This is a genomic window from Mucilaginibacter gotjawali (assembly GCF_002355435.1).
GTDB classification, from domain to species: domain Bacteria; phylum Bacteroidota; class Bacteroidia; order Sphingobacteriales; family Sphingobacteriaceae; genus Mucilaginibacter; species Mucilaginibacter gotjawali.
In genome coordinates this window covers 1117702-1144538 of record NZ_AP017313.1, presented here as the reverse complement: position 1 = coordinate 1144538, position 26837 = coordinate 1117702, and the positions used below count along the sequence as shown (strand labels likewise).

Below are 26837 nucleotides of genomic sequence, written 5' to 3'. Positions count from 1 at the left end.
CAGACTAAACAAACACCCTCTCCATCTCCGGCGTATATTCACCCCGGCGGGCTGCGTTATCCAAACTTGCGCGATGGTAAAGCATTTTTTGGGCGACAGCTACATTTTCATCCTTGCCTTTCCATAATTCCATAGCGGGTTGCTGTATGGCCCTGGCAAAGGAGAAAGTGAGCGCCCAGGGTAGTTTGCCCTTAAAATTTACATGCATGGCATTAAGATGCGCGGTTGCCAGCTCAGCCGATTGTCCGCCTGATAAAAAAGCTATCCCGGGTACCATTGCCGGGACGGATTGTAAAAGACAGTTAACCGTAGCTTCGGCAACTTTATCAATGCTTGCCGGTTTTGGGTTGCTTAAACCGGGCAATACCATATTGGGCTTCAGTATCAGGTATTTTAAATTAACATTTTGGCCATATAACTGGTCAAACAAAACATGCTGTACGCGCGAGGTTACATCAAAACATTTTTTTAAGTCGTGCGGGCCATCCATTAATACTTCGGGCTCCACTATCGGCACAATACCCGCTTCCTGGCACAGGGCCGCATACCGGGCAAGGGCATGCATATTGGCTTCGATACACCCCCTGCCGGGCAGTACAGAACTGATGGAAATTACCGCCCGCCATTTGGCAAAGCGCAGGCCCAATTGGTAATACCTGGCTAAGCGCTCCTTTAAGCCATCCAAACCCAGGGTTATTTTTTCGCCCGGAAAACCAGCAAGGTCGGTGGTGCCTTCATCAACTTTAATACCGGGTACTATTCCTGCTTTCTTCAGTATGTCAATAAACAGCACGCCCTCTTTTGTAGCCTGGTGAATGGTTTCATCAAACAAAATAGCACCGCTGATGCACTTGCCGAGTCCGGGAGCAGTAACAATCATTTCGCGGTAAGCACGGTGGTATTCTATGGTTTGGGGGATGCCGGCTTCTTCAAAGCGCTTATTACAGGTGCCTGTACTTTCGTCCATGGCCAGCAGGCCTTTGTCGCCGGCCAATAGTGATTTGATGGTATTACTGAGTTCTTTTGTTTTCATAAATGATGATGCTTCCTTTTAGGGGCTGGGATGCATCAGGCCCGCTTTACATTAAACAGTTTTCATGACATACAAGTTTACTCAATAATTGTTTATTTAAGGTTAATTTTTAGCACAACAACAAAGCGTGTTACCAAAACACATAACCCGCCAATGCAATGACTAATGACGCAATGACCTAATGACAAATCTAAAGATTCCCCTTCTTCAACTCATCAGCAGCAAAATTAGCGGCCCTTGCCGTTAAAGCCATGTATAGTATCGAAGGACTTTGATTGCCGGTACTCGTCATGCAGGCGCCATCAGTAACAAACACGTTTTTACAATGGTGCAGCTGATTATGTTCGTTTAGCAGGGATGTTGCCGGGTCTTTACCCATACGGCAGCCGCCCATTTCGTGGATATCCAAACCCGGGGCCTGTTTATTTTCATTGGTTTCGATGTTTTTGCAACCGGCTTTCTCCAGCATTTCGCGGCTTTGCTTTAAAAAATCCTGAATCATGCGTTCATCATTATCATCATACTCCACCGATGTAATCAATAAAGGTATGCCCCATTGGTCCTTTTGATCTTTGCTGAGGCGTACGTGGTTACTTGCTTTGGGCACTGTTTCGCCCTGCATGTACATATACAGGCGCCAGTTGCCGGGTTCTGTTAAGGCATCTTTATATTCGCCCCCAATCTCATTGCCCGGCACAACATCCGGGTGATTAGGCCTGTAGGCCCCCATAAACGTGGTAAATCCGCCAAAATAATCCTTCTCGTGCCGGTGCAGGTTGGTATAATTGGCCAGGATGAGTTCGGTAGGATTTCGCCCGAAATAGTAGCTATCGGCAAAGCCATCCACCGTAGCGGTGATAGATGCCCGGTAATTCTGAAAGGCGACATATTTACCAAGCAAACCGTTGTCATTACCCAAACCATTGGGGAAACGGTTTGAAGTAGAGTTGAGCAGCACCAGATTGGTATTGAGCGCAGATGCATTCACAAACACGATCTTCGCCGAAAACTCAGTTACTTTTTTGGTATTGGCATCAATCACCCTTACGCCGCTGGCTTTGCCTTTTTGCTCATCATAAATGATAGAGTGCACCACCGAAAAAGGCCTTATGGTAAGGTTGCCCGTACGCTTTGCCCACGGCAAAGTTGAACTGTTAGAACTAAAATACCCGCCAAAAGGGCAACCGCGCATACACTCGTTACGGGCATGGCATTTGGCACGGCCCTGGTCAAGGTGGATCTGGTTGGGCTGGGTTAAATGCGCCCAGCGGGCATGTACCAGGTGGCGGTCGGGGTAGTTTTGTTTGATGCTGCGGCTTAAATGCGATTGCACCGCATTCATATCAAAAGGCGGTAAGAACTCGCCGTCGGGCATGGCCTCAATCCCGTCCTTATTGCCGCATACGCCAATAAATTTCTCCACGTGCGAATACCATGGCGCCACATCTGTATAACCAATGGGCCACTCGATACCGTAGCCAAACTTTGCCGGGTTGGTAAATTCAAATTCGCTCCAGCGCTGGCAGGCACGCCCCCAGGTGAGCGATTTACCGCCCACCTGGTAGCCACGGATCCACTCAAAAGGCTTTTCCTGTATATAGGGATGATCTTTGTCTTTTATAAAAAAGTGTGCGCATTCCTCGCCCAAACCTGCTGCTTTGCTGATGTAGGGATTCTCTTTAAGATACTCCAATGTCATCTGGCCGCGGTGTTTAAACTCCCAGGGATCCATAGTGGCAGTGGGGTAATCTTTAATGTGTTCCACATCCCGGCCGCGCTCCAGTACGAGGGTTTTTAAACCCAGTTCGCAAAGTTCTTTAGCGGCCCATCCACCGCTGATGCCCGAGCCGATCACAATGGCATCGTATGTTGTTTGTTCTGTTGGCATGTAGTTTAATTGGTGGGGTAAAGGTAGGAGTTTTGGTTGAATTGGTTGATTGGGTTGGATTAGGTTGATTGAGTTTGTTAATGGGTGTTCGTTCTTGGGTGAGACAGTTGATGAAACAAACGGATGGATTTTCATATAAAACCCACTGTCATTTCGAAGAGAGAAATCTTAAACGGGCGATATGCACCAGCGGGCATGGAGGTGAAGATTTCTCCCCGTTCCTCGTCGAAATGACAAAATTGGTTAATACCTATCCCCTACTCCTTCCAAAACAAAGTATTCGGATGAAAATGCTTCCAGCTGTGCCAGTACTCCTGGTAGGCTTGTATTTTGGTTAATTGGGTACCTTTCAGGGTTCCGGCGGTGCTTAGGCCGTCCCAATCCCAGGTGGATGCTGTTTCAAGGTCGGTTAAAGTGCCGGTCGTATCCGCTTTAAAGTGCAGGGTTTTGCCGTTTACATAACTGTTAAAAGCATGGTGGGTAAGGCTGTCGGGCTCAATGGTTACTACTACCGGTGTAACGGCAACCCGGTCGTTCAGTACCCGTTTTTTAAACAGGTGTCGCCAGTCGTACGCTTTTGCCTGCCCGTGTACAATAACGCTGAGCACCCAGCTTTTGCGCATCAGGGTATCCTTGTTTTTAATAGTGCTGTCATGGTCAACATATTGTATGCGGTCGTAGTTTTTCAGGTCGTTATAATCGCTGATAAAATGTGCATCGGATTGCAGGATGAGCGAGTTTGGATACTTTGCCAGCCATGACTTCAAAGTGGCCTGCTCATATGGCAGCTCTTTTAAACGCTGTCCTTTCAGTTTACCTGCCGCAGCCAGCCCTGTGGCCTGGTACCACCAGGTTTTGGTGTCTTCGTCTTCAATAATGGCGTTATAATGCCTTGCCCCTACCAGCCTGAAGTTTTGCCTTTTGCCATTAACAATAGGGCTGTAAACCCTGCCTGTGCGGCACATGGTGCAATAGGTAACCAATACGGGCAGCTTGCCCACATTGTCCTGCACTTTATGGTGATAACCCAAATAATCAACCGGGTAGGCTTTTGCCACGCCATCGTTTACGACGCCGATCACCACAAAATTTTCGGGCACTTTATTACCGGCAGCTGTTGCGAATTTAATGGTACGCGGCTCCTCAAACATGGTGGAGGCCTTGTACGCAAAATCGGTATAATAAAAACTAACCAGGCAAATTGCCAGCGCCGAAGCTTTAACAATCTTTGCTGTTTTGCTGTTTCGGGGAAAGTATTTGATCAGGTATCTCACCAGCATCAATATGCCTGCCGCCCTTAAGGGCCATACCATTTTTTCAAGATAGTACGATACGGTCATCGCATTTAATTCCTGGCTGCCCGGGAAAGGCATCAGCAGGTAAGCATGTATTAAACCGGGGACAACAAGCAATATCATGCCCGTCCAAAAAAGCCATGGATTAGTTTGGTTCTTCATTATTTAGTTTCATTCAGGCTGGCATACCTGTTTGGCGATGGCAGGTAGCCGTTGTTTTTGAGGATATTAGCCAGGCGATCATAAAAGGCCGGTTCAGTGGGGGTAACACTTGCCAGCCCGTCCACATATTTGTTATACAGGCAAAACAGCGCGGCAATCAGCACAGTATCGTGCAGTTCCATATCGGTAGCGCCGGCTTCACGGGCTTTGGCTACAAGTTCGGGGCTAACGGTGCGGGCATCGGCCTGCACACGGCGGGCCACCTCCAGCAATTGTTTCATCTTATGGCTTACGGGCGCGTTTTCCGGGTCGTGTTTTACCATTTCGGCGGTTTCGTGTTCACCCAGCAATGCATCGGCAGCGGCAGTATGTGCGGCGGTGCAAAACTTGCACTGGTTACCAAAGGAGGTTACCGTGGCGATCAGTTCGCGCTCGCCTTCAGACAGTGTTGACTCTCCGCGAAGCAAAATTTGTGTCAGTTGGCGGATAGGTAAAGCGGTATCCTGCCGAAAATTCAGCAAACCGGTAATACCGGGTAAGTTCTCGTCTAAGGGAATATGAGGCATTGGTTTATTAATGGGCTGTAATTTAGTGGTAAATGTTGTAATTTGTTGCAAATGTTCCAAATTTTTGTCGGGAAGGCGGATCTTGGGTAACGCTACGTAAAAAAATATACGTATTGAAGGGTATTGACCGCCTGTTGCAAAATAGGTACGTTTATACTTCCACTAACCACCTAATGCTATGACCACCAGGATATTTGCTTTTCTATTTTTTATAATGGCAGGCTTACTGGCCTCTGCACAAACCACTAAGGAAAAAGCTGCAGCACTGCGGGCTGAGTTGCGAGGTGAAATTGCACGTGCCTGGGACACCAATATGTATAACTGGAACATGGAAAAAGCAAAAAAGGCTTTGCGAATGGACGACTGCGCTGAAGCCTACCTGCTACGCGGAGAATGCTACCGCGACCTGAAAAAATACGATGATGCCATCGCCGATTTTAAAAAAGCCATAAAGCTCGATCCGCAGTATATCGATGCTTATCTCACACTCGGCAACTTCTATAATTCGCAGGATAAAAGCACAGAAGCGCTTGAAAATTTTAACAAAGTGCTTGAACTGTCGCCCGGTAATGCCGACGCAACCCGGGGTATTGCAGTTAGCTATTACACCTTAAAACGCTGGGACGAATCGCAGGCGCTGTTCACCAAATTAATGGATGCCGATAAAGATAAAGCGCCCTGGTACTATATTTTAGGGAGGCTAAACCTTGACAGGGGCAAATACCGTGAATCTGTTGATTGGTTTAGAAAAGCGCTTGCCCTGACGCCCAAAGATGAATATACCCGCGAATACCTGAACAAGGCCCTGCAACTACTGCCGGTTGACCAAAACATAGCGACTGCGGATAATAAAAACAGGACAGTAGCACAAGGTTGTAAAAGCGGTAATTGCAATACCGGCGACGGCCTTGCATACCTGAAGAGCGCTGACGGCAAAAACTCGTGGCAATATAAAGGGCACTTCGTTAATGGCTTACGCAATGGACAGGGATCTTCAAAGGATTCAACAGGCGGCGATAAACCCTACCTCATTTGTTACGAAGGGAACTTTAGCAATGATAAAAAAGAGGGTAAAAGCCGCGCATTTAAAAAAACGTGGAATGCCGGCAAAAAAGCCTGGGTTACGGTAGTGGAGTGGGATGGCTTTTTCAGCAACGACGCCTTAAACGGCGATGCAAAAGTGAGCTTTTTTGATGCATCCGGCAATGGCGATACCATTGCGGTGTTATCGGGCCGTTACCTGGATAACGTTCAAAAGGAAGGTAAGCGCACTTATATCCATTACAGCGATTATATGAACGGAACCTGGACCAGCAATGATTGGAGCCGGCCAACAGCCACGGTTACTTTTACACCTAAGGGCACCCACGATGTGATTGAAGGCATGTTTAAAAACGATGATAAAGACAGCCCCTTTGATTGCGACGGCAAATATTACAGCGTACGCAATAAAAAAGCCAAAACCTATCCCTTTAAAGCCGACGGGCCCGCCTGGTTATACACCATTTACTGGCCTATTGCAGCGGCTGATGCCATAAGAATTGTAGACGGCCCCGGCGTATCGCTCGAAGAATTTGACCGGCAGGAGCAAGCGCGGCAGAACAACAGCCAAACCGGCAACAATACGGCCCCGGTAACACGTAAGGTGCAACGGATCCGTACCACCTGTTCAGTATGTTTTGGGTCAGGCCAAACATCCAGGCTCGAAGACTGGTCAAATAGCAGCAGCACAACCATTGCCAGGGTTTACCAAACCTGTTACCGCTGCCATGGTACGGGGTACGAATAGTTGTGGGGGAGGTAGTGATTGGATTGTGGAACGGTGTTAGTTTGTTTATTGAGACTGGTGTTTTTAAAACAATCGGGTACCCCAAAAAACAGCCTGTAAAACTATAGGCGATAATAGCGTTTTATGTTTTTAAAATTGATTATTTGTAATCAAATAGCTGTCGTTATTGGGTATAATTCATATCCTGTTGTTAGCCTTGAAAAAAAACAAAAATATTTGCGCAACTCACTAGTTGCAAATATCTGAGAAACGATATTTACCAGCCTGATGCGCTATCAGGGGCAAGCGGTAAACTTTCCGGCTTCGCAGGGTTTCCGGTAAAGGGGCCCTGCCGAAACGGAAAGCATGAAATTTATTATCAAAACCGGTTACACTTAGCTTAATGACAAACCAGGTTTAGGCGAGGTATTTCAATTAAAAAAATCTCACAAAATACGCTGCAACAGACTGCCATAATGCAGATTCGGGAAGGAAATAATAGCTGTAATGGGATATGGCTAAAACAATAAGGGCGATAACATAGGCCCGGCTGTTTTGACCTTTAACCTTATCATACACAATAAGTCCGGCAAGGATCAGGTCGGGTACCAAAAAGCCGTATAACACGGCTTCTGCACCACTCATGCCGAAAACATGTGCAAAGGCCCGCCGCAAACCAGCCCCAAGAATGGCAAGCGAAGTGGCGATCATATAACGCATGTGGTAGGGTGTGCGGTGTTTGTTGGCAACGGCCAGCACATACAGCACAAAAAAATCAAAGATCTGGTAAGTGGGAAAGTACATCCCTGCAAGAATGGCCGGTTGGGGTTTATGGGCTGCAACTGCGTTTAAATACGCCTCGCGGGCAATAAAATGAATGGAAATAAGAATGCAGGGCACCAGCAGGTACGTAAACCTGCCTATGATGCGGTGCGCCTTGTACTTGCCGTAACGGATGAGCAGCGGCTGAACAAATAGCAGCACAAACCAGGTGGTAAACATCAGGCCATGGATATGCTGAATAAGGGTTACATTGTTGAACGAGGGGAACAGCCCGAAATAGGTTTTAAAAAAACCCAAAAAAACAATGCCGAAAATAACAATAAACAGCAGGCTGACATTTTTGTAACCGGATTCCATGAAGCGTAAATTGCGAAGGTAATTTATTGCAAGATAGGTGTTTATTCATAAAAACCAAGGAAACAAAAAGCTATCGTTAAGGCAGCGTCCGTGCCCTGCGATACGCCAGGGGAAGACGCAGTACTTAAGAAAAAAGCATCCATCATGCTCATTATATTCAAATTAATCTTTATTTCTTTTTCCTGTTCTCCAGCATTGCCGGGATATTGACGGGCGCGCAATCAGCAATCAGGGCGGCAACAATGGCAACCGGCATGTCGTCGGCGCTTGTAAAATTGATACAACCCTTTTGAAATTTGGCGGCAGGCAACAGCGGCGTATATTTGGTATGGAAAGCCGCATTCATATAAATGGGCATACAATGCAGCGACATATGACTTTTTACGCTGGCCAGTGCGTATTTCATATAATGGCCCTCCTCGTACATGATCATTTCTTTGCCCATCATCGGTTTAATGGAGCAGGTCACTTTCGGGTCGTTCGCAACAATTGCCTCGTGAAGGCTGTTCATCAATTCCTGCCTGTCGGCCGGCAAAGCGGCTAAAAATTCGGGTATCGTCATTTTATTGCATTGGCTGTTTAAATTTACATTTATTAAATTCTTGCTGCTAATTGCGGATAAAAATTAACATAACTTAACTTTCGCTTTCTGCGCAATTTTCAAACTAAAATCTTAATTTAGCCTTAAAATCTTAAATCTTTATGCAAATACGAAAAAAAGTATGGTGCGTTCTAACTGCTGCGGCGTTTATAAGCTTAAGCGCCAGGGCGCAAAAAGTTGACTTCACCGAATACGACCTCCCTAACGGATTGCACGTAATTTTGCATACCGACCACCATGCACCTGTGGTAGCGGTATCGGTAATGTACCACGTAGGATCAAAAAACGAAGTGGCTGGCCGTACCGGCTTCGCGCATTTTTTTGAGCACCTGCTGTTTGAAGGCAGCGATAACATTAAACGTGGCCAGTTTATGAAGATCGTTTCGGCCAATGGCGGCACCAATAACGCTAATACCACGCAGGACCGTACCTTTTATTTCGAGGTTTTTCCAAGTAACTACCTGGAAACAGGGCTTTGGCTGGAAAGCGAACGCATGATGCACCCCGTAATTAACGATATCGGCGTAAAAATACAGGACGAAGTGGTGAAAGAGGAACGCCGCCAGAGCTTTGATAACCGCCCCTATGGTAACTTCAGCAACGTAGTTGCCCGCGACCTGTTTGCCGCCCACCCCTACAAAAACGGCGTTATCGGCGAGATGAAGGATATTGATGCTGCCAAACTGGATGAATTTAAACAGTTTTTTAAACAATATTACGTACCCAACAACGCGGTGCTCACCATTGCCGGCGACATCGACCCGATAAAAACAAAGGCACTCATCAGCAGTTATTTTGGCCCTATACCGGGTGGCCCTGCAGTAGTTTACCATAAAATAGAAGAGGCGCCGATAACCAAACCTATTATTGACACTTTTTATGATGCCAATATCCAGATCCCGCTGATACTGGAAGCTTACCGTGTGCCCGGCCGCAATACCAGGGATGCCAAAGTGATGCAGATGATCAGCAGCATATTGTCAACCGGCGGATCCTCCAAACTGTATAAAAAAATGGTGGACGAAAAGAAAGACGCCCTGCAGGTGCTTGCCTTTAATATCGGGCTGGAAGATTATGGTATGTACATCGTCGGCGCATTGCCCAATAACAACGCTACCCCTGCTGCATTGTTAAAGGACATGAACGAGGAAATAGTTAAGCTGCAAACCGACCTGATAAGCCAGGAAGATTATGATAAACTGGAAAACCAGATGGAAGACAACTATGTAAATGCCAACAGCCGCCAGATAGGCATTGCTGAAAGCCTGGCCACCGGTTATACTTTTTATCATAAAAACACCAACGAACTAAATGAGGAACTGGCGGTGTATAAATCCATCACCAGGGAAGACATAAGGGATGCGGCAAAAAAATACCTGGATGCCAACCAGCGCCTTGAATTGTATTATTTACCCGGTAAGGCAAAAGCTAAATAATAAACCTATTACGAAAAAACACCATGAAGAAATTGATATTGATAGCCGTCGGGGCATTGTTTATACAATACACACAGGCGCAAAACATTAACCGCGCCAAGGAACCCACCCCTGGGCCTGCGCCGGTATTAAAAATAAAAGACCCGGTTATTTATAAACTGGCCAACGGCATTACCGTTTTGGTGGTTGAGGACCATCGCCTGCCAAAAGTTACAGCCAATTACCTGATAGATGCCAACGCGGTTACCGAAGGAGAAAAAGCAGGCGTATTGAACCTGATGGGCAGTATGCTGAACGAGGGTACTAAAAGTATGCCCAAAGCAGCGTTTGACGAAGCCGTTGATAAACTGGGCGCCAACGTTAGCCTGAGCTGGAACGGCGGTTACGCTTCATCACTTACCCGTTATTTTAAAAAGGCTTTTGGGTTGATGGGTTTGGGTTTAAAAGAACCGGCCTTTACCCAGGAGTCGTTTGATAAACTGAAATCGCAGGAGCTGACCAGCTTAAAGGCGCAGGCCCGCAGTGCCAAGGCCATTGCAGGCAGGGTAACCAATGCCCTGGCTTACGGCAAAAACCACCCTGACGGGGAGTTTGAGACCGAAGAAAGCATCCAGAAATTAACTCTACAGGACGTAAAAAACTTTTATGCCAAATATATTACGCCATCAAGGGGCTATTTAACCATTACCGGCGATATTAAACCTGCCGATGCCCAACTGCTGGCGGCAAAGGTTTTAGGCAGCTGGCAGGGCGCAAAATTAACATTGGAAAAGATAGCCGATGCCCCTAACGCAGCTAAGACCGAGATCGACCTGGTGGATGTACCTACGGCTGTGCAGTCAGAGATCCATATAGTTAACCTGACCAGCCTGAAAATGAACAGCCCGGATTATTTTCCGGCGCTGATAGCCAATTACATTTTGGGTGGTGGCGCGCAAAGCCGCCTGTTTATGAACCTGCGCGAAAAGCACAGCTTTACTTATGGCGCCTATTCATCACTTGGGGCGAGCCGCCTGCAGGGGCTGTTTGATGCCAGTGCATCGGTACGCAACGCTAAAACCGACAGCGCCGTTAACGAGTTTTTAGCCGAGATCAAAAAAATGCGCAGCGAAAAGGTAAGCGACGAGGAGCTGAAAAATGCCAAGGCCCTTTACGCAGGCTCCTTTGCCCGCGGGTTGGAGGACCCGGCACGTACAGCAACCTTCGCCAGCAATATCCTCATCTATAACCTGCCTAAGGATTTTTACAAAACCTACCTGCAAAAGGTGAACGCCGTAACGGTTGATGATGTGTTGCGCGTAGCACAAAAATACATGCTGGGCGATAACCTGCGCATTGTAGTAGTGGGCAGCGCCGGGCAAATAACTGATGGCTTAAAGAAAACCGGCATCCCGGTAAACATGTTTGATAAATATGCCGCACCGGTTGCCGCACCCGCTGTAAAGCAATAAACCACCCTATCATAATGCGAAGGAGCTTGCTTAGGCAGGCTCTTTTTTTTGGGGCTTGTTTTTACCTTTTTGTCATTTATTATTAAATCTGTCATTCAGCAGATTAATTATATTTGGCAAATGAAAATCCAGGAACAAAAAATTTACCAGTTGATGGGGGTAATCGCCCTGTTTGTGATCAGCATGGGGGTATCCACTTATATCAATGCCCTTAATAAAGCTGAGCTGCACAAAACCAGGCAGGCTGAATTTGGTAATTTAGTGTTTAAGGGCAAGGTAATACATGTCCGGTTCTATGAATTTATGAAGAGCAAATGCTACCAGGTATGCGTAAAACTGGATTCGGCCGGTGTAAAGGATTTCAGCGTTTACAATGACGACGATGCCATCAAAATAAAGGACGGTATAGCTACCTTCGCTGCCGGCCACCTGGATAAAACCTTTGGCCCGGTGGATTCCGTAGCCGTAAATGTTAATCACAGCGGCAAGGTGTTTCTTTACTACCGCGATAAAAGCTTTATTAAGTTTGATGACTTTAGCTTTGAGCATTTCGGGATGAAGAAAAGCGATCTGAATTTTTGTTTCTGAGTGTTTCAAAAAGCGTCCGTTTGTTTATTTTTTGTCTCACCAAAAAACGAACGGACGGATATAAACGACATACCGCAATGCCCGCACCCAATTAAAAGGTGAATAGTTAAATAGCCGCAGCTAATTTGCTGATATCGCTGTCAACAATGTAATCCAATTCCGATTTAGCAGGATAGTATTTGTTTAAAAGCATTTTAATTAGCAAATAGCTTTGAGTAGATTGAACAGGAGGAGAAGCTAATTCATCTATAAGTATTCCCATTAATTTAGTTTTTTTTGCTTCATATTGACTGATCATAAAATCGGATGTATCAGCCTGCCGATGAAGTGAAATCAACTCATCTAGTTTCTTGACATCTTCTATCAAGTCCATCAGCTTATAAATTTCTGCTTTTTTCATCTAATCAAATTTAGGTAATAATTTCCAAAAATCCTTTGGGCTGTTTTTTTCCAATTCTATTTCTCCGTGTTTGATTGAAGTGATTGATCCAATAAGCCATATCAGATTGATATAAAAGATGACATTTATGACCTGGAGGATAAATTTTGACAATGTAGGCATCAACACCAAAGAGGTTCTGTGATGCCGGGTATTTATAATTGTCCAAATTATCTCCTAAAGATTCCACAATGGAAAAATCTAAAAACGTAACCAGGTCAATATCATTTGGCTCCATTTTTTTGGTTACATACGATCCGTCAATCCATTGCTTAAAATCAACTCCGTTGCACAATTGCTTAAGCGCCGTCGAATACGAAATGTAATTGTTAAATAGTTCTTTTCGCTTTGCCGATTGAATAGAATTCACAAAAACAGTCTCAAACTCTTCAATAGAAGATCGGATATTTTGATCCGGAACAAGAAAGCCCTTTAAATTAAATTCCAGCATAGTTAGTATAAGGTTCAAATATCCACATTTAATATCTTGATAATTGTGTCGATTTAAACAAAACAAAGGAAAAAGCGTCCGTTTGTTTATTTTCTGTCTCACCAAAAAACGGACGGACACTTTCTATGTCAGTCAAAATCCTATCTTTAGTGTTTAAAACCTAAATGAAAAAAATGATCTCAGGCTTTATTGGATTGGCATTTACGTTGTTTAGTTGTACCAGCAGGGATACCATTGTTGATAAAACTAACATGAATGGGTATGATTTCAAGCTGTTCCAGGGCACCCAATCATGGACTTTGGCAAAAGCAGTAGAGGATGAAGATACCGGCAAAATCGTTAGCATCGTCACAAAAAATAAAGAGCTGCTGGAATCGAGAGAGCCAAAGTTTGGCCAGACATTGCTAAAAATGGCGGTTAGGACTTTGAAATTCAAGTCAGTTAAAACACTTATTAACCAAGGCGCTGATCCGAATATCCAGGATACTTATGATGGTTCTTCTCCGTTTATGGAAGCTGCAAGAATCGATTGGATTGGCCCTGATAAATATGGGGGCGATATACGGTATTTAAGATTATTGTTAGTGCATGGGGGTGACCCTAACGCCGAAGAAAAAGGTAAACGGAGGAAAGGAAACAATACAAGATACACCCCTTTGTTACGAGCTTGCAGCAGTGCCAGTGGAAATTTGGCCTATGTGAAATTATTGGTTGAGGCAGGTGCCAACGTAAATTACAACAACGAATATAATATGAACCCGCTGGGCTCCGCAGTGTTTTTTGCAGAGAATCCGGATATTGTGCTTTATTTGATCGAAAAAGGCGCGGATATCAGGCGGCCGGTACTGAAAAACATTCGCGGCAAAGATTTTCTGATAACCGATGCATTAAGAACCTGGCGTTTTCCTTTAGGATCAGACGAATACAAAAAGAAAATGCAGATTGTTGATTACCTGAAAAAAAATGGCATGGATTACTGGAAAGCGCCAATCCCTGAAAATTACCTTGACCAATACCCGAAAGATTACCTGGAAAAATACTAAGTGATTACCGTCCGATTGTTTATTTTTTATTTCACCAAAAAACGGACGGACATCTTCCCATCCAATCCTCCGATATGTCATTTCGACCGTAGGGAGAAATCTTATACGTTTTACATCCGGACTATGCAGGCGGTAATGCCAAGTGTATAAGATTTCTCTCCGCCTTTGGGCGGAGAGAAATGACAAAATTGATTATCTTATTGTTGGGATATCCCCGTCCGTTTGTTTCATCCACCGTTTCATCCAAAAACGAACAAACACTCCTTTCAACTCATTACAACTTCTTACAACCAGCCAAAACAAGTTGCAACGCATATTTTTACTTTACGCTTACTACAATATTAGGGCGGCGAATTAACTTTGCATTATTAAAAATGAATTTATGAAAGTTGAAATATGGTCGGATGTGATGTGCCCTTTTTGTTATATTGGCAAAAGGCGCTTTGAGCAGGCGCTAGCAGGTTTTGCGCAGCAGGAGGATATTGAAGTGGAATGGAAAAGCTTCCAGTTGAACCCCAACATGGTTACCAATCCTGCTATCAGCATAGACCAATACCTGGCCGAAGTAAAAGGGTTTACCCTCGATCATGCCAAACAATTAAACAACCATGTTACCCAAATGGCTGCCGAAGTGGGGCTCACCTATAATTTTGATAGATCGGTGGTCGCCAATAGCTTTAATGCACACAGGTACAGCCACCTGGCCAAAAAGCAGGGCAAAGGTATTGAGGCTGAAGAGCAGTTGTTTAGAGCCTATTTTACCGATGGCAAAAACATCGACGACCTGGATACCTTGGTTGAATTAGGCACGGCGATAGGCCTGGACGCAACTGAAGTAAGGAAAACGCTTGAAAGTAACGCCTTTGCTGATGAGGTTAAGCGCGATATAGCCGAAGCACAGCAATTAGGCATACAGGGTGTACCTTTTTTTGTGATGAACAATAAATACGGCGTATCAGGCGCGCAGGCGGTGCCGGTATTTGAGCAAACCCTGCAAAAAGCTTATACCGAATGGCAACAGGAAAACCCCAAACCAAAGCTGGAAATTATTGAAGGCGAAAGCTGCGGGCCGGATGGGGATTGTTAAGGAAATACCTTTGGGATATTTGCTATAAGTGATAGCCATAAATTTTTATTATTTTTGTTATGAGCTTAATAAGTAAATTGATATGGTAATTACAACAAATAAAGATACGAAGCCCGAAGAATTAGATGAGGCGCTCAAAAAGATGCAAAAATCTAAAAAGAAAAAGCTAAGCAGCTTTTATGGAAAACTTAAAGGCGTGTTTGGTGACGGCCTTGAATATCAGAAAAAACTGAGGGATGAATGGAATTAAATATCTTGCAGATACCAACTGTTTTATTTATCTACTTGATCAAAATCCAATAATATCTCCATTTCTATCTCACGACTGGGCGTTTTCTTATATTACTGAAATTGAACTTTTAAGTAAAAAAGGACTTACCAGGCGCGAGGATTCCATGATAAGAGAAATGTTGGATACTTGTTATAAAATAAACCATTCTCAAAAACTTAGTGATTTAGCAATCACACTAAAAAGAAACAATAATATTAAACTTCCGGATGCTATAATAGCCGCATCGTCACAATTATTAAAATTACCACTTATTACAGCTGATAAAGGCTTTGTCAACATTAAAGAACTGGACTGTATTATCCTGAGTTTTTAAAACTCGAAAACTATTCTTGGCTATTATAAAACCAACTATTGATTAGTTATTTATATCGAAAACTCCCGATCATGAATTATGAAAACGAGGCTAACAAAAACGGGGAAATTAAGGGGTGTAATTTTCCCCGAAAACCTCTTAAAAGAGGCCTTTGCTGAAAGTGAGGCTTAAGATAGAATTAAACGACAGCCAAATCATTTTAAGTACCATTGAGGACATAAAACGCCAGGGCCGGGCTAAAGCTCTTAAAGAAATGGCTGCTAACTGCGACGATCAAATGGTAATTCCGGATTTCTTCGCGGATGAAAATATTACTGACTGGAACTTCACTAAATGACTTACTTTTGCACTGTTGCATTTTAAAACAAAAATCCCTATTTTTGTGTAAACTTAGCTTAGTGTAATAAATACACTAAGTAGAAAGGGGAAATAAATGGATACCGTATTGAAACCCATAACCATACATAAAACAGTGCTCCGCATAGCCGTTGGAGCGATGTTTTTTATGGCGGGTTTGTGCTTTGCCAGCTGGGCATCGCGTATTGGTACCGTACAGCATAAGCTTGGGCTATCATACAGTACGTTCGGCCTGGTATTATTTTCCCTGCCTGTAGGATTAAGCCTTTCATTGCCATTTTCAGGCTGGATCATTTCTAAAGTTGGTAGCAAACGTGTATTATTAACAGCAATAACGGGTTACGGCCTGGTGCTCATAGGGCTGGGGCTTGCACAAAACACCATTCAATTGGTGGTCTGTCTGGCTTTGTACGGATTTGCAGGTAACACAGTAAACATTTCGGTAAATACACAAGCAGTAGCTACAGAAAAATTGCATGACAAGCCAATTATGGCATCCTTTCATGGCTTATGGAGCGGAGCTGGTTTCATGGGTGGTATGATCGGTGCTTTTATGATCGGTAAAAGAATCGACCCGTTTCACCATTTTATAATTATCCTGGTGATTGTGCTTATTACAATTGTAATTGCATCCAAATATTTATACGACGATCATCTGGAAGCAAAAAACGCACCGGTGAATACGTTGTCAATCCGTGAAAAATTAAGGCTAATGATCCCTTTATTACCACTTGGCAGCATTGCTTTTTGTTCCATGATCTGCGAAGGAGCCATGTTCGACTGGAGTGTGATCTACTTTAAAAACGTTTTATCGGCACCAAGCGCGATCGAAGGTTATGGGTTTGCAGCATTTATGTTCACAATGGCCGGTGGCCGTTTCATCGCCGATTATTTTTCACATCGTTTCGGCTTGAGACGAACATTACAGGTTAGCGGCTCGTTAACTGTAACAGGTTTGCTCATCGCGGTTATTTTCCCGCATGTTTATACCGCCATGGCAGGCTTTATGCTGGTAGGTGCGGGTGTTTCGTCAGTAGTCCCTATGGTTTACAGTGCTGCGGGTAAATCAAAAACCATGTCGCCGGGTGTAGCGCTGGCAGCAGTATCCACTATTGGCTTTGTTGGCTTTTTGGTGGGGCCGCCTGTAATTGGTTTTATTGCCGGTTTGGCTACCTTAAGGGCATCGTTTTTATTTGTTGGGTTGATGGGCGCTTTGGTGGTGATCCTATCTACCCGGGCAAAACTGGACAGCTGATTTTTAATGCCTGAACTGATTTCGCTGACGCCCCGTCGCCGTTAATTCATCTTTCTGGCTGCCGGTCTTTCTGACTTTTCCATTTACCTTTTAGCTTTTACCTTTCAGCTTTCACCTATTTTTACCATCTTGCATACATAAACCAAAACTGTGGATAATAAGATAAAGCTACTTAAACAAAAACGGGAAGAAGCACAATTAGGGGGCGGTAAGGCGCGTATCGAAAGCCAGCATAAAAAAGGCAAGCTTACCGCACGCGAACGTTTACATTTTTTGATGGATGAAGGCTCGTTCCAGGAGATCGGGATGCTGGTATCACACCGGTCGACGGATTTCGGCATGGAAAAAGAGAAATATCCGGGCGATGGCGTGGTAACAGGCTATGGCGCGGTTAACGGCAGGCTGGTTTATGTTTTTTCGCAGGATTTTACAGTTTTTGGCGGTTCGTTATCTGAAACCCATGCCGAAAAGATCTGCAAGATAATGGACCTCGCCATGAAGAACGGCGCGCCAGTGGTTGGATTAAATGATTCAGGCGGCGCGCGCATCCAGGAAGGCGTGGTATCCCTTGGCGGCTATGCCGATATCTTTTATAAAAACACCATGGCATCAGGCGTGGTACCGCAAATATCAGCCATTATGGGCCCCTGTGCCGGCGGGGCAGTTTATTCGCCCGCCATTACCGATTTTATTTTAATGGTTGAAAATACCAGTTACATGTTTGTAACCGGGCCCAATGTGGTAAAAACGGTTACACACGAGGAGGTAACATCTGAAGAGCTTGGCGGGGCAACCACCCATGCCACCAAATCAGGCGTTACGCATTTTGCCTGTGCCAATGAGATTGAGGCAATACAGCATGTGAAGAAGCTTTTGAGCTATATGCCGCAGAATTGTGAAGATAAGGCGCCTGCCTTACCCTACGAAGTAAAAAACGAATTGCGGGCCGCATTGGATACGATAATGCCCGAGAATGCTTCGCAGCCTTATGATATCCGCGAGGTGATAGAACAGGTGATAGACAGCGGGTCGTTTTTAGAAGTACATAAAGATTTTGCCGAAAATATAGTAGTTGGTTTTGCCCGCCTGGCAGGCAGAAGCATTGGTATTGTGGCTAACCAGCCTGCTTTTTTGGCAGGGGTGCTGGACATTCACTCCTCCACCAAGGGCGCCAGGTTTGTGCGTTTTTGCGACAGCTTTAATATTCCTTTGCTGGTTTTTGAAGATGTGCCCGGCTTTTTACCCGGCACCGACCAGGAATGGAACGCCATTATTACCAACGGCGCCAAACTGCTGTATGCTTTTTGCGAAGCGACGGTTCCGCGCATTACAGTTATTACCCGCAAGGCTTATGGCGGCGCGTACGATGTAATGAACTCCAAACATATCGGCGCGGATATGAATTATGCCTGGCCAACAGCAGAGATTGCCGTGATGGGCGCCAAAGGGGCTGCCGAAATTATATTTAAACGGGAGATAAACGCAGCTGAGGATAAAGAAGCCAAGTGGAAAGAAATGGAACTGCAATATTCGGAGATCTTTGCCAACCCTTACAGGGCTGCTGAACGCGGTTTTATTGACGAAGTGATAGAACCATCAGAGACAAGAATAAAGCTGATCCATGCCTTTAAAATGCTTGAAAACAAAGTGGTGAATAACCCACGGAAAAAGCATGGAAATATCCCTTTGTAGGAGGCGAAAGTAAAAAGGGTAAAGGCGAAAGCTTTATTTTTAATTGATGAAGAGATATGTTGTAATATTGAAGGGTGGCAAAGTTAGAGGTATAAAACCTTTTACCTTTCGCCTTTTTCCTTTCACCTGCTAATAAAATGATTTCTATCGAACAAATAACTCCCGAACTTACCTGGCATTTACGCCGGGATGTGCTGTACCCTTCCATGAAATTATTTGAAATGGAGATGGATGAGGATACCTACGGCATGCATTTCGGGGCGTTTAATGATGTAAAGCTTGCCGGGGTGGTTTCGCTGTTTCAAACAGGCACCGATTTTCAGTTCCGCAAGCTGGCGGTTGACCCGGAATTTCAGCATAAAGGCATCGGGCGCAGTTTACTGAATTACATTACCGACCATGCCCAAAAGAATGGCGGCACCCGGATCTGGTGCAACGCCAGGGATACAGCCACAGGGTTTTACCTGAAGGATGGCTTTGTATTAACCGGCGAAAAATATTCAAAAAATGGTTTTAATTACGAGATCATGGAGAAAACGCTCACTCCGTCTTCAGATCATTAAGAATTGCTTCGGCGTACACATTATTAAATTTATCGTACGATTGCTGCGCCAGGTCTATCGCCAGGTTTACATCCCCTTCCGACTCATACACTATAGCCAGCATATAAGCAGCTTTGCTAACCGTTTTCACGTTGGCATCCTTTAAAAACGGCTTTAGCAAAGTATCCGCCTTCTCAAAATTACCCGCATAAATTTGTTGTATGGCAGGCTGCAGCCAGTCATCATTATAAAGCGGCCGGTTGTGGGTAATGGTGTAGGGCAAATAATCCTGCAGAGCCATTTTGGTAGCCTGTTCAGCCAGGGAGACAATTGATTTGCGGTTGCCGCCAATGCCGGGTGTCATGATGAGGTTGCCGAAAAAGCCCATGTTTGGCAAATCGGTAAGCGCCTGGTTTATTGAGCCGTCTAATGCTTTGTAAATCACGCCCCCGTTAGCAAAAAGCTTATAGTGCACTTCAACATTACTGTTATATGATAGTGTAGAATTATCAATCGCGCCTAAATCAATACCGGCGCTAAAGGCTTGAAGAGCCAGCACAAAATCTGCATGGTATTTTAATGCCAGGTAGTTTACCGAATCTTTATTGATAACAAAACCCATGGTATCAATCAGGTTAATCACTTTTACATTTGACAGTTGTACCAACTGTGCCTGTGCATATTTAACAGAGGTTGTTATACCGGATTTTATGACTGAGAGCTGCCGTTTATTATATCTTGTTTGCTGGCTTAAATCGAATTGATTGATCAGCAGAATAGAAGTTGAATCGGGCCGGAATAAAGTGCGGGCCGAGTACTCAACCGGTACGGATACAAAGCGGGTGGGTTCGCAGGCAGATAAGAAGCCAAGTAAAATAAGAGCAGTGATCTTTAATATTTTCGTCTTCATGATTAACACACCCAAAATACAATAATATTATGAAAGCATTATGAAAAAAGCCGGTCTGCATTGCGCAAACCGGCTTTAACTAACTAAACTGATCCTATTATTATTAACTGGCGCAAAGAAACGGGTACAAAATAAACTGAGTGTTAAGAAAAAGCTATATCATACTGTATTTAATATTAAATAATGGTTTCAATTTCCTCTGAAAGCTTATAAAAATCTAACTCCCAATAATTAACCCCTAACCTCTTTTTAACTATATTTGCCGCAGCCACCTCATAGTGGTGATGAATAATAGTTATGGCTAAAAAAAAATCTGATGCTCCTGAGCATATAGCAGTTGTAAATAAAAAATCTCTTTCGTTCTTCGAAAAATATATCAATAACCCCTCGCCTACCGGCTTTGAATGGAAAGGCCAGGAAATGTGGCTGGAGTATATCAAACCCTATATCGACAGCCATTATGTTGACAATTATGGCACCGCGGTAGGGATAATTAATAAGGATGCAGCATACAAGGTAGTAATTGAGGCCCATGCAGATGAGATCTCGTGGTTTGTAAACTACATCACCAGCGATGGATTGATCTATGTGATCCGTAACGGCGGATCAGATCACCAGATCGCGCCTTCAAAACGCGTAAATATCCATACCGACAAAGGAATAGTGAAGGCTGTTTTCGGCTGGCCGGCAATCCATACCCGCGGTGCAGGTGAAAAGGAAGAAGCCCCTACTTTGAAAAACATCTTTTTGGATTGCGGCTGTACAACCAAAGAAGAAGTTGAAAAATTGGGCGTACATGTAGGCTGCGTGATCACATATGAGGATGAGTTTACAGTACTTAACGACCGTTACTACGTAGGCCGTGCACTGGATAACCGTGCAGGTGGTTTTATGATTGCTGAAGTGGCCCGTATGTTAAAAGAAAACAATATTACGCTTCCATTCGGGCTGTATATTGTAAACGCCGTACAGGAAGAAATAGGTTTACGCGGGGCAGAAATGATTGCACATCATATCAAACCTAACGTTGCCATTGTAACTGATGTTACGCACGATACGCAAACCCCGATGATCAGCAAGATTACACAGGGCGATTTGGCTTGTGGAAAAGGACCGGTAATATCTTACGCCCCTGCGGTACAAAACAACCTGAACAAGCTGTTGATCGAATCAGCAGAAAAGGCTCAAATCCCGTTCCAGCGCCAGGCCTCATCCCGCTCAACCGGGACAGATACCGATGCATTTGCATACTCAAACGACGGCGTTCCGTCGGCATTGATCTCTTTGCCTTTGCGCTATATGCATACAACGGTTGAAATGATCCATAAAGAGGATGTGGATAATGTGATCCGGTTGATTTATGAAACATTGTTAAACTTAAAAGCGGGCCAGGATTTCAGATATATCAAATAATAATCCAACAAAGACCAACCTTTTTTCGTAAAAAATATTAATCATTTTAATAATATTTCGAAATAAAATGTCATCTTTACATTTAATAAATCTACCCTTATAAAGTATATGAAACCTACATTAGTAATATTAGCTGCAGGAATGGCGAGCCGTTACGGAAGCATGAAACAAGTTGATGGCTTTGGCCCTCATGGTGAAACTATTATTGACTACTCCATTTATGATGCCATTAAAGCCGGCTTTGGGAAAGTGAGTTTCATCATCCGCGAAGAGTTTGCAGAGCCATTTAAAGCGATTTTTGAGCCGAAACTAAAAGGTCGTGTTGAAACTGATTATATTTTTCAAAGCTATGACCTGAAACCCTTCGGCATTGATAAAACTATTGAACGCGCAAAACCATGGGGAACTGCCCATGCGGTGCTTTCGGCACGTAACCAGGTGCATGAGCCTTTTTGTGTGATTAATGCGGATGACTTTTACGGCTTTGACGCATTTAATAAAATGGCCCAATTTTTAACTACGGAAGTGGCTGATGATAAATTTTCTATCATCGGGTACCAGGTGGATAAAACGTTATCTGACTACGGCACCGTATCCCGCGGTGTTTGCCAGGTAGACGAAAACGGTAATATGGTTGCCATTAATGAGCGCCTGAAAGTGTATTTTGCAAAAGACGGAAGCGTAGTATATGAAGAAAATGGCGTAGAGATCCCGTTGCCATCCAACACGCCGGTATCTATGAATTTCTGGGGTTTTACACCCGCAGTTTTTGCTAAAACGGAGCCATTGTTTAAGGCTTTTGTAGAAGCCAACGAGAATGACCCTAAAGCCGAGTTCTTTATCCCATTAATTGGTGATGAACTGATCAAAAGCGGCGAGGCTTCATTTAAAGTGATCCCAACCGATGCCAAATGGTTTGGCGTTACTTATAAAGAAGATAAACCCATCGTACAAAAAAGCATCTCGGATCTGGTAGCCAGCGGCGCTTATCCTGAGAATTTGTGGCCGTAATTGGTTAGCTGTTCAAAATATTAAAATCCTGCCGATACGGCGGGATTTTTTGTTTGGGGTATTTTGATAAAGAAAATCCGTCCGTTTGTTTCATCAGCTGTTTCATCTAAAAATGAACGAACACTTTTTTGTCTGAACTCGAATTCATCGAATTAAGGAATTTATGGATTTGTGTTAATTCTATAATTCCACATATCCTGGTTCAGACACTACTTCCCTTAAACAAACGAACACTTTCATCATTTACCTTGCTACTATTTGCTACTGCGCAAACAAACCCTGTTTAATCTGATAACCGTGCTTTGTTTTTATAATTGAAAATTGATTTTTACCGAACTATAACTAACTTTAACCGTGTCATTATCATACAAAATACTCCTTAAACCCGAACCAGAGGGCGGCTTTACCGTTAATGTGCCGGCATTACCCGGTTGTATCACATACGGATCTGATTTGGAAGAGGCAAAAGCGAATGCCAGAGAAGCCATTGAATTGTATATTGAGAGCTTAACGGAGCACGCTATTCAGTTGCCCCTAATGTAGCTACTATTAGACCTTATCCTTATGAAATTTTTATTGACCGTTTCACTTGCTTGCATACTTACAGGCAGTCTTAAGCAACCCCAACAATTAGAAGATTCCATCGAAAACTCGAAAATCAAAATTTCAAACCGTAATAAGAATATTTATTCTCTGGGGTCCCAATATGAGTTAAAAAAGACACTGGGTGACATAAAAGGAATAAAAGGTAAAGACGAAATTTCAGGAGAGCCCGTCTATACTTATAAATTTAACGGACTTAAAGTTTATTTTATTAAACAGCGTTTCGAATCAGCTACAATTACAAACCCGTCCTATTTTATTTTACTTGCCGGAGCAACTTTTAGCGTTGGTGATCAAATAGATAAATTCAAAAGATATTTTCCTCAATCGTATAAAAGCGCATCAAAAGGCGACAATCTTGTGATTTATATCACTAACCATAAAACAATCACGGATGCGTACATTTCATTTGCCATCAATAAAATGGGGTATATAACTTCAATTTGGATTGGTAATGACAATAGCTGAACATCTCGGTTAAAAATGCACTAGTATATTAATTAACTATTTTTCTTAAGTCTTAAAAACTCTACAAACAAAGAACCCCGGCTAAGCTAATAACCGGGGTTCTTCTATTTAAACCTTTTTAGAGGAAAAGGTATTATTTTACTTCTTCAAAGTCAACATCGGTAACGGTGTCGCCTTCGGCATGACCTGCATGGCCTGCGCCTGCATCAGGGCCCGGCTGTGCGCCTTGTGCACCATCGGCAGAGGCTTTGTACATCTCTTCAGATGCAGCGTTCCACGCGTTGCTTAATTCGGTCTGTGCGGTTTCAATCGCGTCGAAGTTTTTCGAAGCATAGGCTTCTTTCAGTTTGGTCAGGCCTTCTTCAATAGGGGCTTTTTTGTCAGCTGAAATTTTGTCACCATATTCCTTCAGTTGTTTTTCTGTCGAGAAGATCAGGGCATCGGCAGCATTCAGTTTTTCAACTTCTTCTTTTGCCTTTTTGTCAGCATCAGCATTTGCTTCAGCTTCGTCCTTCATCCTCTTAATTTCGGCATCAGTTAAACCTGAAGATGCTTCGATACGGATCTTTTGCTCTTTACCGGTAGCTTTATCTTTAGCAGATACATGCAAGATACCGTTGGCATCAATATCAAAAGTTACTTCAACCTGTGGCACACCACGGGGAGCCGGCGGGATACCTGCCAAATTGAACTGGCCAATGGTACGGTTACCTGCTGCCATTGGGCGCTCACCCTGTAAAACGTGGATCTGCACTTCCGGCTGGTTATCAGACGCGGTAGAGAAGGTCTCAGTCTTTTTGGTAGGGATGGTTGTGTTGGCTTCAATCAGCCTGGTCATCACACCACCCATAGTTTCGATACCTAATGAAAGCGGGGTAACATCCAGTAACAACACATCTTTTACATCGCCGGTTAACACACCGCCCTGGATAGCTGCACCGATGGCAACAACTTCGTCAGGGTTTACGCCTTTTGAAGGTGATTTACCAAAGAATTTCTCAACAGCATCCTGTATAGCAGGGATACGGGTTGAACCACCTACCAGGATGATCTCGTCGATATCTGAAGTGCTGTAACCAGCATTTTTCAACGCAGTTCTGCAAGGTTCGATGGTACGTTTGATCAGGCTGTCGGCCAGTTGCTCAAATTTAGCACGGGTTAATGTTTTAACTAAGTGCTTTGGCACGCCGTCAGCAGCGGTTACGTATGGTAAGTTGATTTCAGTCTGGGTTGAGCTTGATAACTCGATCTTTGCTTTTTCAGCTGCTTCTTTTAAACGTTGCAAAGCCATTGGGTCCTTACGCAGGTCAACACCTTCATCGCTTTTAAATTCGTCAGCCATCCAGTCGATAATTACCTGGTCAAAGTCATCACCGCCAAGGTGGGTATCACCATCGGTTGATTTTACTTCGAACACGCCATCGCCAAGGTCAAGTACCGATACGTCATGTGTACCACCACCGCAGTCAAACACAACAATTTTCATATCCCTGTGTGCTTTATCCAGGCCATAAGCCAGGGCAGCAGCAGTAGGTTCGTTAATAATACGGCGAACTTTTAAGCCGGCAATTTCACCAGCCTCTTTAGTAGCCTGGCGTTGTGCATCGTTAAAGTAAGCAGGCACGGTAATAACCGCTTCGGTAACTTCAGTACCTAAGAAATCTTCAGCAGTTTTCTTCATTTTCTGAAGGATCATGGCCGAAATTTCCTGCGGGGTATATTTGCGGTCGCCGATCTCAACACGCGGGGTGTTGTTATCGCCTTTAACCACTTTATATGGCATGCGGGCAGCCTCTTTGGTAACTTCGTTAAAGTTGTTACCCATAAAGCGTTTGATAGACGAAATGGTTTTTGTAGGGTTCGTGATCGCCTGACGTTTTGCAGGATCACCTACTTTACGCTCGCCGTTGTCAATAAAAGCCACTACAGACGGCGTAGTACGTTTTCCCTCGCTGTTAGCAATAACTACAGGTTCGTTACCTTCCATTACCGCTACGCAGGAGTTCGTTGTTCCTAAGTCGATTCCAATTATTTTAGACATATGATTATATTTTCTTGATTGAATGATTGTTTTATTACTATGTTTATCAATGCTTGTGCCAATATAGGTTTGGCAGTTTTTTTGGCGGTGAAAGGCGAAAGGTGTAAGGCGAAAGGTAATAAATAGTCAGATTAGGGATGTTTGGTGGTGACAGGTTGGCAGGAATTAGAGATTAGAGGTTGGTGATTAGAAAAGAGTAACTCTTGATTTGCACCTCAAGGCATATTTCAATAACCGCACTTAAATCTTACATGGCCTCAAAAATAGTTTTACAGGCGGCGCGGCAACGTTTAAACATCTGGCAGGAAACAACATAAAACACATCCTCATCAATTTCAACATCAACGAGAACGTGCTGCCTTTTACTCATGATGCTATCGCAAAAGGAACAACGTGAATACTATCGGATTTCTTTTCAGCAACCCATAGATCATAGCCTTGCTGCATATTCATCCATAACTGAGGTGTTGTATTTAATGCCTTTGATAAACGTATCGCCATTTCGGCGCTTACACCCATATGGCCATTAACCAATTGCGATAACGTTTTACGTGCAACCCCTAATTTCATCGCTGCTTCTGTGATAGAAATTTCCATGCTATCCAGGTAAAGCCCTTTTAATACTGCCCCGGGATGTACCGGCGCCATACCTCTCTTTATCATATCGTATTTTTAGTGGTAATCAATATAATCCACATCAAAAGCATTTTCATTTTCAAACCGGAAAATTATCCTGTAATTCCCGTTAACTTTTACTGACCAAAATCCAGCCAAATCGCCTTTAAGCGGATGAAGACCTGCACCGGGAAAATTCATATCCTCTACCCTTATTGCGCTATCAAGTAAAGTTAAAATCATCTTGATTTTCATGATTTGGACAGCAGGTAATTTAGATATGTCGTCTCTTTCCCATAACAACCTCAAACCTTTGTGCTGAATGCTTTCAATCATTAATACAAATGTAACGCATTACGTAACACGTGTCAAACAAT

General features: G+C 43.9%; 29 protein-coding genes. 16 read left to right on the top strand and 13 right to left on the bottom strand.

Annotated features, from left to right (window positions below; genetic code table 11):
* Positions 1–4: 4 nt before the first annotated feature.
* The 4 genes from MgSA37_RS05275 to MgSA37_RS05260 form a co-directional block, all read right to left on the bottom strand.
* On the bottom strand, positions 5–1033 hold the full coding sequence (locus MgSA37_RS05275) for a class I fructose-bisphosphate aldolase (RefSeq protein ID WP_096350184.1): 1029 nt from the start codon (positions 1031–1033) through the stop codon (positions 5–7).
* 190 nt (positions 1034–1223) lie between these two features.
* Positions 1224–2921 (bottom strand): GMC oxidoreductase, encoded by a 1698-nt coding sequence (locus MgSA37_RS05270; protein WP_096350183.1) that lies wholly within the window; start codon positions 2919–2921, stop codon positions 1224–1226.
* A gap of 257 nt (positions 2922–3178) precedes the next feature.
* Positions 3179–4378 carry a DUF3179 domain-containing (seleno)protein gene (locus tag MgSA37_RS05265; RefSeq protein WP_096350182.1) on the bottom strand — a complete coding sequence of 400 codons (1200 nt, stop codon included), beginning with the start codon at positions 4376–4378 and terminating at the stop codon, positions 3179–3181.
* Positions 4378–4944, bottom strand: coding sequence for a carboxymuconolactone decarboxylase family protein (locus tag MgSA37_RS05260; protein ID WP_096350181.1), 567 nt, complete (start codon positions 4942–4944; stop codon positions 4378–4380). The genes MgSA37_RS05265 and MgSA37_RS05260 overlap by 1 nt, the downstream gene beginning before the upstream one ends.
* A 178-nt stretch (positions 4945–5122) precedes the next feature.
* Here MgSA37_RS05260 and MgSA37_RS05255 point away from each other — a divergent pair, with 178 nt between their 5' ends.
* Positions 5123–6733 carry a tetratricopeptide repeat protein gene (locus MgSA37_RS05255; protein WP_096350180.1) on the top strand — a complete coding sequence of 537 codons (1611 nt, stop codon included), beginning with the start codon at positions 5123–5125 and terminating at the stop codon, positions 6731–6733.
* Between the two features lie 414 nt (positions 6734–7147).
* Here the strand turns inward: MgSA37_RS05255 and MgSA37_RS05250 are convergent, their stop codons facing one another.
* Together MgSA37_RS05250 and MgSA37_RS05245 are read right to left on the bottom strand one after the other, a co-directional pair.
* Positions 7148–7852, bottom strand: coding sequence for a hypothetical protein (locus tag MgSA37_RS05250; RefSeq protein ID WP_096350179.1), 705 nt, complete (start codon positions 7850–7852; stop codon positions 7148–7150).
* Positions 7853–8021: 169 nt separating this feature from the next.
* Positions 8022–8414: a DUF1801 domain-containing protein gene (locus tag MgSA37_RS05245; protein ID WP_096350178.1), complete on the bottom strand. Its 393-nt coding sequence runs from the start codon at positions 8412–8414 to the stop codon at positions 8022–8024.
* Between the two features lie 140 nt (positions 8415–8554).
* Here MgSA37_RS05245 and MgSA37_RS05240 point away from each other — a divergent pair, with 140 nt between their 5' ends.
* The 3 genes from MgSA37_RS05240 to MgSA37_RS05230 all read left to right on the top strand — a co-directional run bounded on the left by MgSA37_RS05240 (position 8555) and on the right by MgSA37_RS05230 (position 11928).
* Positions 8555–9889 (top strand): M16 family metallopeptidase, encoded by a 1335-nt coding sequence (locus tag MgSA37_RS05240; RefSeq protein WP_096350177.1) that lies wholly within the window; start codon positions 8555–8557, stop codon positions 9887–9889.
* Between the two features lie 23 nt (positions 9890–9912).
* Positions 9913–11340, top strand: a complete 1428-nt coding sequence (locus MgSA37_RS05235; protein ID WP_096350176.1) for a M16 family metallopeptidase — start codon at positions 9913–9915, stop codon at positions 11338–11340.
* A 120-nt stretch (positions 11341–11460) separates the two neighbouring features.
* The gene (locus MgSA37_RS05230; protein ID WP_096350175.1) at positions 11461–11928 is read left to right on the top strand and encodes a type 2 periplasmic-binding domain-containing protein; all 468 of its coding nucleotides are present in this window, start codon (positions 11461–11463) and stop codon (positions 11926–11928) included.
* Positions 11929–12034: 106 nt separating this feature from the next.
* On the opposite strand, the gene MgSA37_RS05225 is transcribed toward MgSA37_RS05230, so the two are convergent.
* Both MgSA37_RS05225 and MgSA37_RS05220 read right to left on the bottom strand, forming a co-directional pair.
* Entirely contained in the window at positions 12035–12328 is a 294-nt protein-coding gene (locus MgSA37_RS05225; RefSeq protein WP_096350174.1) for a hypothetical protein, read from the bottom strand.
* Positions 12329–12338: 10 nt separating this feature from the next.
* Positions 12339–12836, bottom strand: coding sequence for a DUF6932 family protein (locus tag MgSA37_RS05220; RefSeq protein ID WP_157750444.1), 498 nt, complete (start codon positions 12834–12836; stop codon positions 12339–12341).
* A gap of 146 nt (positions 12837–12982) precedes the next feature.
* Between MgSA37_RS05220 and MgSA37_RS05215 the strand changes: the two genes are divergently transcribed.
* The 8 genes from MgSA37_RS05215 to MgSA37_RS05185 all read left to right on the top strand — a co-directional run bounded on the left by MgSA37_RS05215 (position 12983) and on the right by MgSA37_RS05185 (position 19420).
* Positions 12983–13861 carry an ankyrin repeat domain-containing protein gene (locus MgSA37_RS05215; protein WP_096350172.1) on the top strand — a complete coding sequence of 293 codons (879 nt, stop codon included), beginning with the start codon at positions 12983–12985 and terminating at the stop codon, positions 13859–13861.
* Between the two features lie 382 nt (positions 13862–14243).
* Positions 14244–14948 carry a DsbA family oxidoreductase gene (locus MgSA37_RS05210; protein WP_096350171.1) on the top strand — a complete coding sequence of 235 codons (705 nt, stop codon included), beginning with the start codon at positions 14244–14246 and terminating at the stop codon, positions 14946–14948.
* An 82-nt stretch (positions 14949–15030) separates the two neighbouring features.
* Positions 15031–15198: a hypothetical protein gene (locus tag MgSA37_RS28100; protein ID WP_157750443.1), complete on the top strand. Its 168-nt coding sequence runs from the start codon at positions 15031–15033 to the stop codon at positions 15196–15198.
* Positions 15185–15553, top strand: coding sequence for a PIN domain-containing protein (locus MgSA37_RS05205; RefSeq protein WP_096350170.1), 369 nt, complete (start codon positions 15185–15187; stop codon positions 15551–15553). Before MgSA37_RS28100 ends, MgSA37_RS05205 begins: the two co-directional genes overlap by 14 nt.
* Positions 15554–15713: 160 nt before the next feature.
* Positions 15714–15890, top strand: a complete 177-nt coding sequence (locus MgSA37_RS05200) for a hypothetical protein (protein WP_157750442.1) — start codon at positions 15714–15716, stop codon at positions 15888–15890.
* A gap of 96 nt (positions 15891–15986) precedes the next feature.
* Complete coding sequence (locus tag MgSA37_RS05195) at positions 15987–17165, top strand: MFS transporter (protein ID WP_096350168.1); 1179 nt, start codon at positions 15987–15989, stop codon at positions 17163–17165.
* A gap of 150 nt (positions 17166–17315) precedes the next feature.
* On the top strand, positions 17316–18857 hold the full coding sequence (locus tag MgSA37_RS05190; protein ID WP_096350167.1) for an acyl-CoA carboxylase subunit beta: 1542 nt from the start codon (positions 17316–17318) through the stop codon (positions 18855–18857).
* A 137-nt stretch (positions 18858–18994) separates the two neighbouring features.
* Positions 18995–19420, top strand: a complete 426-nt coding sequence (locus tag MgSA37_RS05185) for a GNAT family N-acetyltransferase (protein WP_096350166.1) — start codon at positions 18995–18997, stop codon at positions 19418–19420.
* Here the strand turns inward: MgSA37_RS05185 and MgSA37_RS05180 are convergent.
* On the bottom strand, positions 19398–20309 hold the full coding sequence (locus tag MgSA37_RS05180) for a hypothetical protein (protein ID WP_096350165.1): 912 nt from the start codon (positions 20307–20309) through the stop codon (positions 19398–19400). The genes MgSA37_RS05185 and MgSA37_RS05180 overlap by 23 nt on opposite strands.
* 297 nt (positions 20310–20606) lie before the next feature.
* Here MgSA37_RS05180 and MgSA37_RS05175 point away from each other — a divergent pair, with 297 nt between their 5' ends.
* From MgSA37_RS05175 to MgSA37_RS05160, 4 genes are all read left to right on the top strand, one after another.
* On the top strand, positions 20607–21722 hold the full coding sequence (locus tag MgSA37_RS05175; RefSeq protein ID WP_096350164.1) for a M42 family metallopeptidase: 1116 nt from the start codon (positions 20607–20609) through the stop codon (positions 21720–21722).
* A 108-nt stretch (positions 21723–21830) separates the two neighbouring features.
* Positions 21831–22733 (top strand): nucleotidyltransferase family protein, encoded by a 903-nt coding sequence (locus tag MgSA37_RS05170; RefSeq protein ID WP_096350163.1) that lies wholly within the window; start codon positions 21831–21833, stop codon positions 22731–22733.
* A gap of 354 nt (positions 22734–23087) precedes the next feature.
* Positions 23088–23276 carry a type II toxin-antitoxin system HicB family antitoxin gene (locus MgSA37_RS05165; protein WP_096350162.1) on the top strand — a complete coding sequence of 63 codons (189 nt, stop codon included), beginning with the start codon at positions 23088–23090 and terminating at the stop codon, positions 23274–23276.
* A gap of 21 nt (positions 23277–23297) precedes the next feature.
* Positions 23298–23804 carry a hypothetical protein gene (locus MgSA37_RS05160; protein ID WP_096350161.1) on the top strand — a complete coding sequence of 169 codons (507 nt, stop codon included), beginning with the start codon at positions 23298–23300 and terminating at the stop codon, positions 23802–23804.
* 133 nt (positions 23805–23937) lie between these two features.
* On the opposite strand, the gene dnaK is transcribed toward MgSA37_RS05160, so the two are convergent.
* The 4 genes from dnaK to MgSA37_RS05145 all read right to left on the bottom strand — a co-directional run bounded on the left by dnaK (position 23938) and on the right by MgSA37_RS05145 (position 26796).
* Positions 23938–25845: a molecular chaperone DnaK gene (gene dnaK / locus MgSA37_RS05155; RefSeq protein ID WP_096350160.1), complete on the bottom strand. Its 1908-nt coding sequence runs from the start codon at positions 25843–25845 to the stop codon at positions 23938–23940.
* A gap of 247 nt (positions 25846–26092) precedes the next feature.
* Positions 26093–26215, bottom strand: coding sequence for a hypothetical protein (locus MgSA37_RS29365; RefSeq protein ID WP_260146897.1), 123 nt, complete (start codon positions 26213–26215; stop codon positions 26093–26095).
* On the bottom strand, positions 26212–26508 hold the full coding sequence (locus MgSA37_RS05150; protein WP_197706091.1) for a HigA family addiction module antitoxin: 297 nt from the start codon (positions 26506–26508) through the stop codon (positions 26212–26214). Before MgSA37_RS05150 ends, MgSA37_RS29365 begins: the two co-directional genes overlap by 4 nt.
* A gap of 9 nt (positions 26509–26517) precedes the next feature.
* Positions 26518–26796 carry a type II toxin-antitoxin system RelE/ParE family toxin gene (locus tag MgSA37_RS05145; protein ID WP_096350158.1) on the bottom strand — a complete coding sequence of 93 codons (279 nt, stop codon included), beginning with the start codon at positions 26794–26796 and terminating at the stop codon, positions 26518–26520.
* Positions 26797–26837 lie beyond the last annotated feature (41 nt).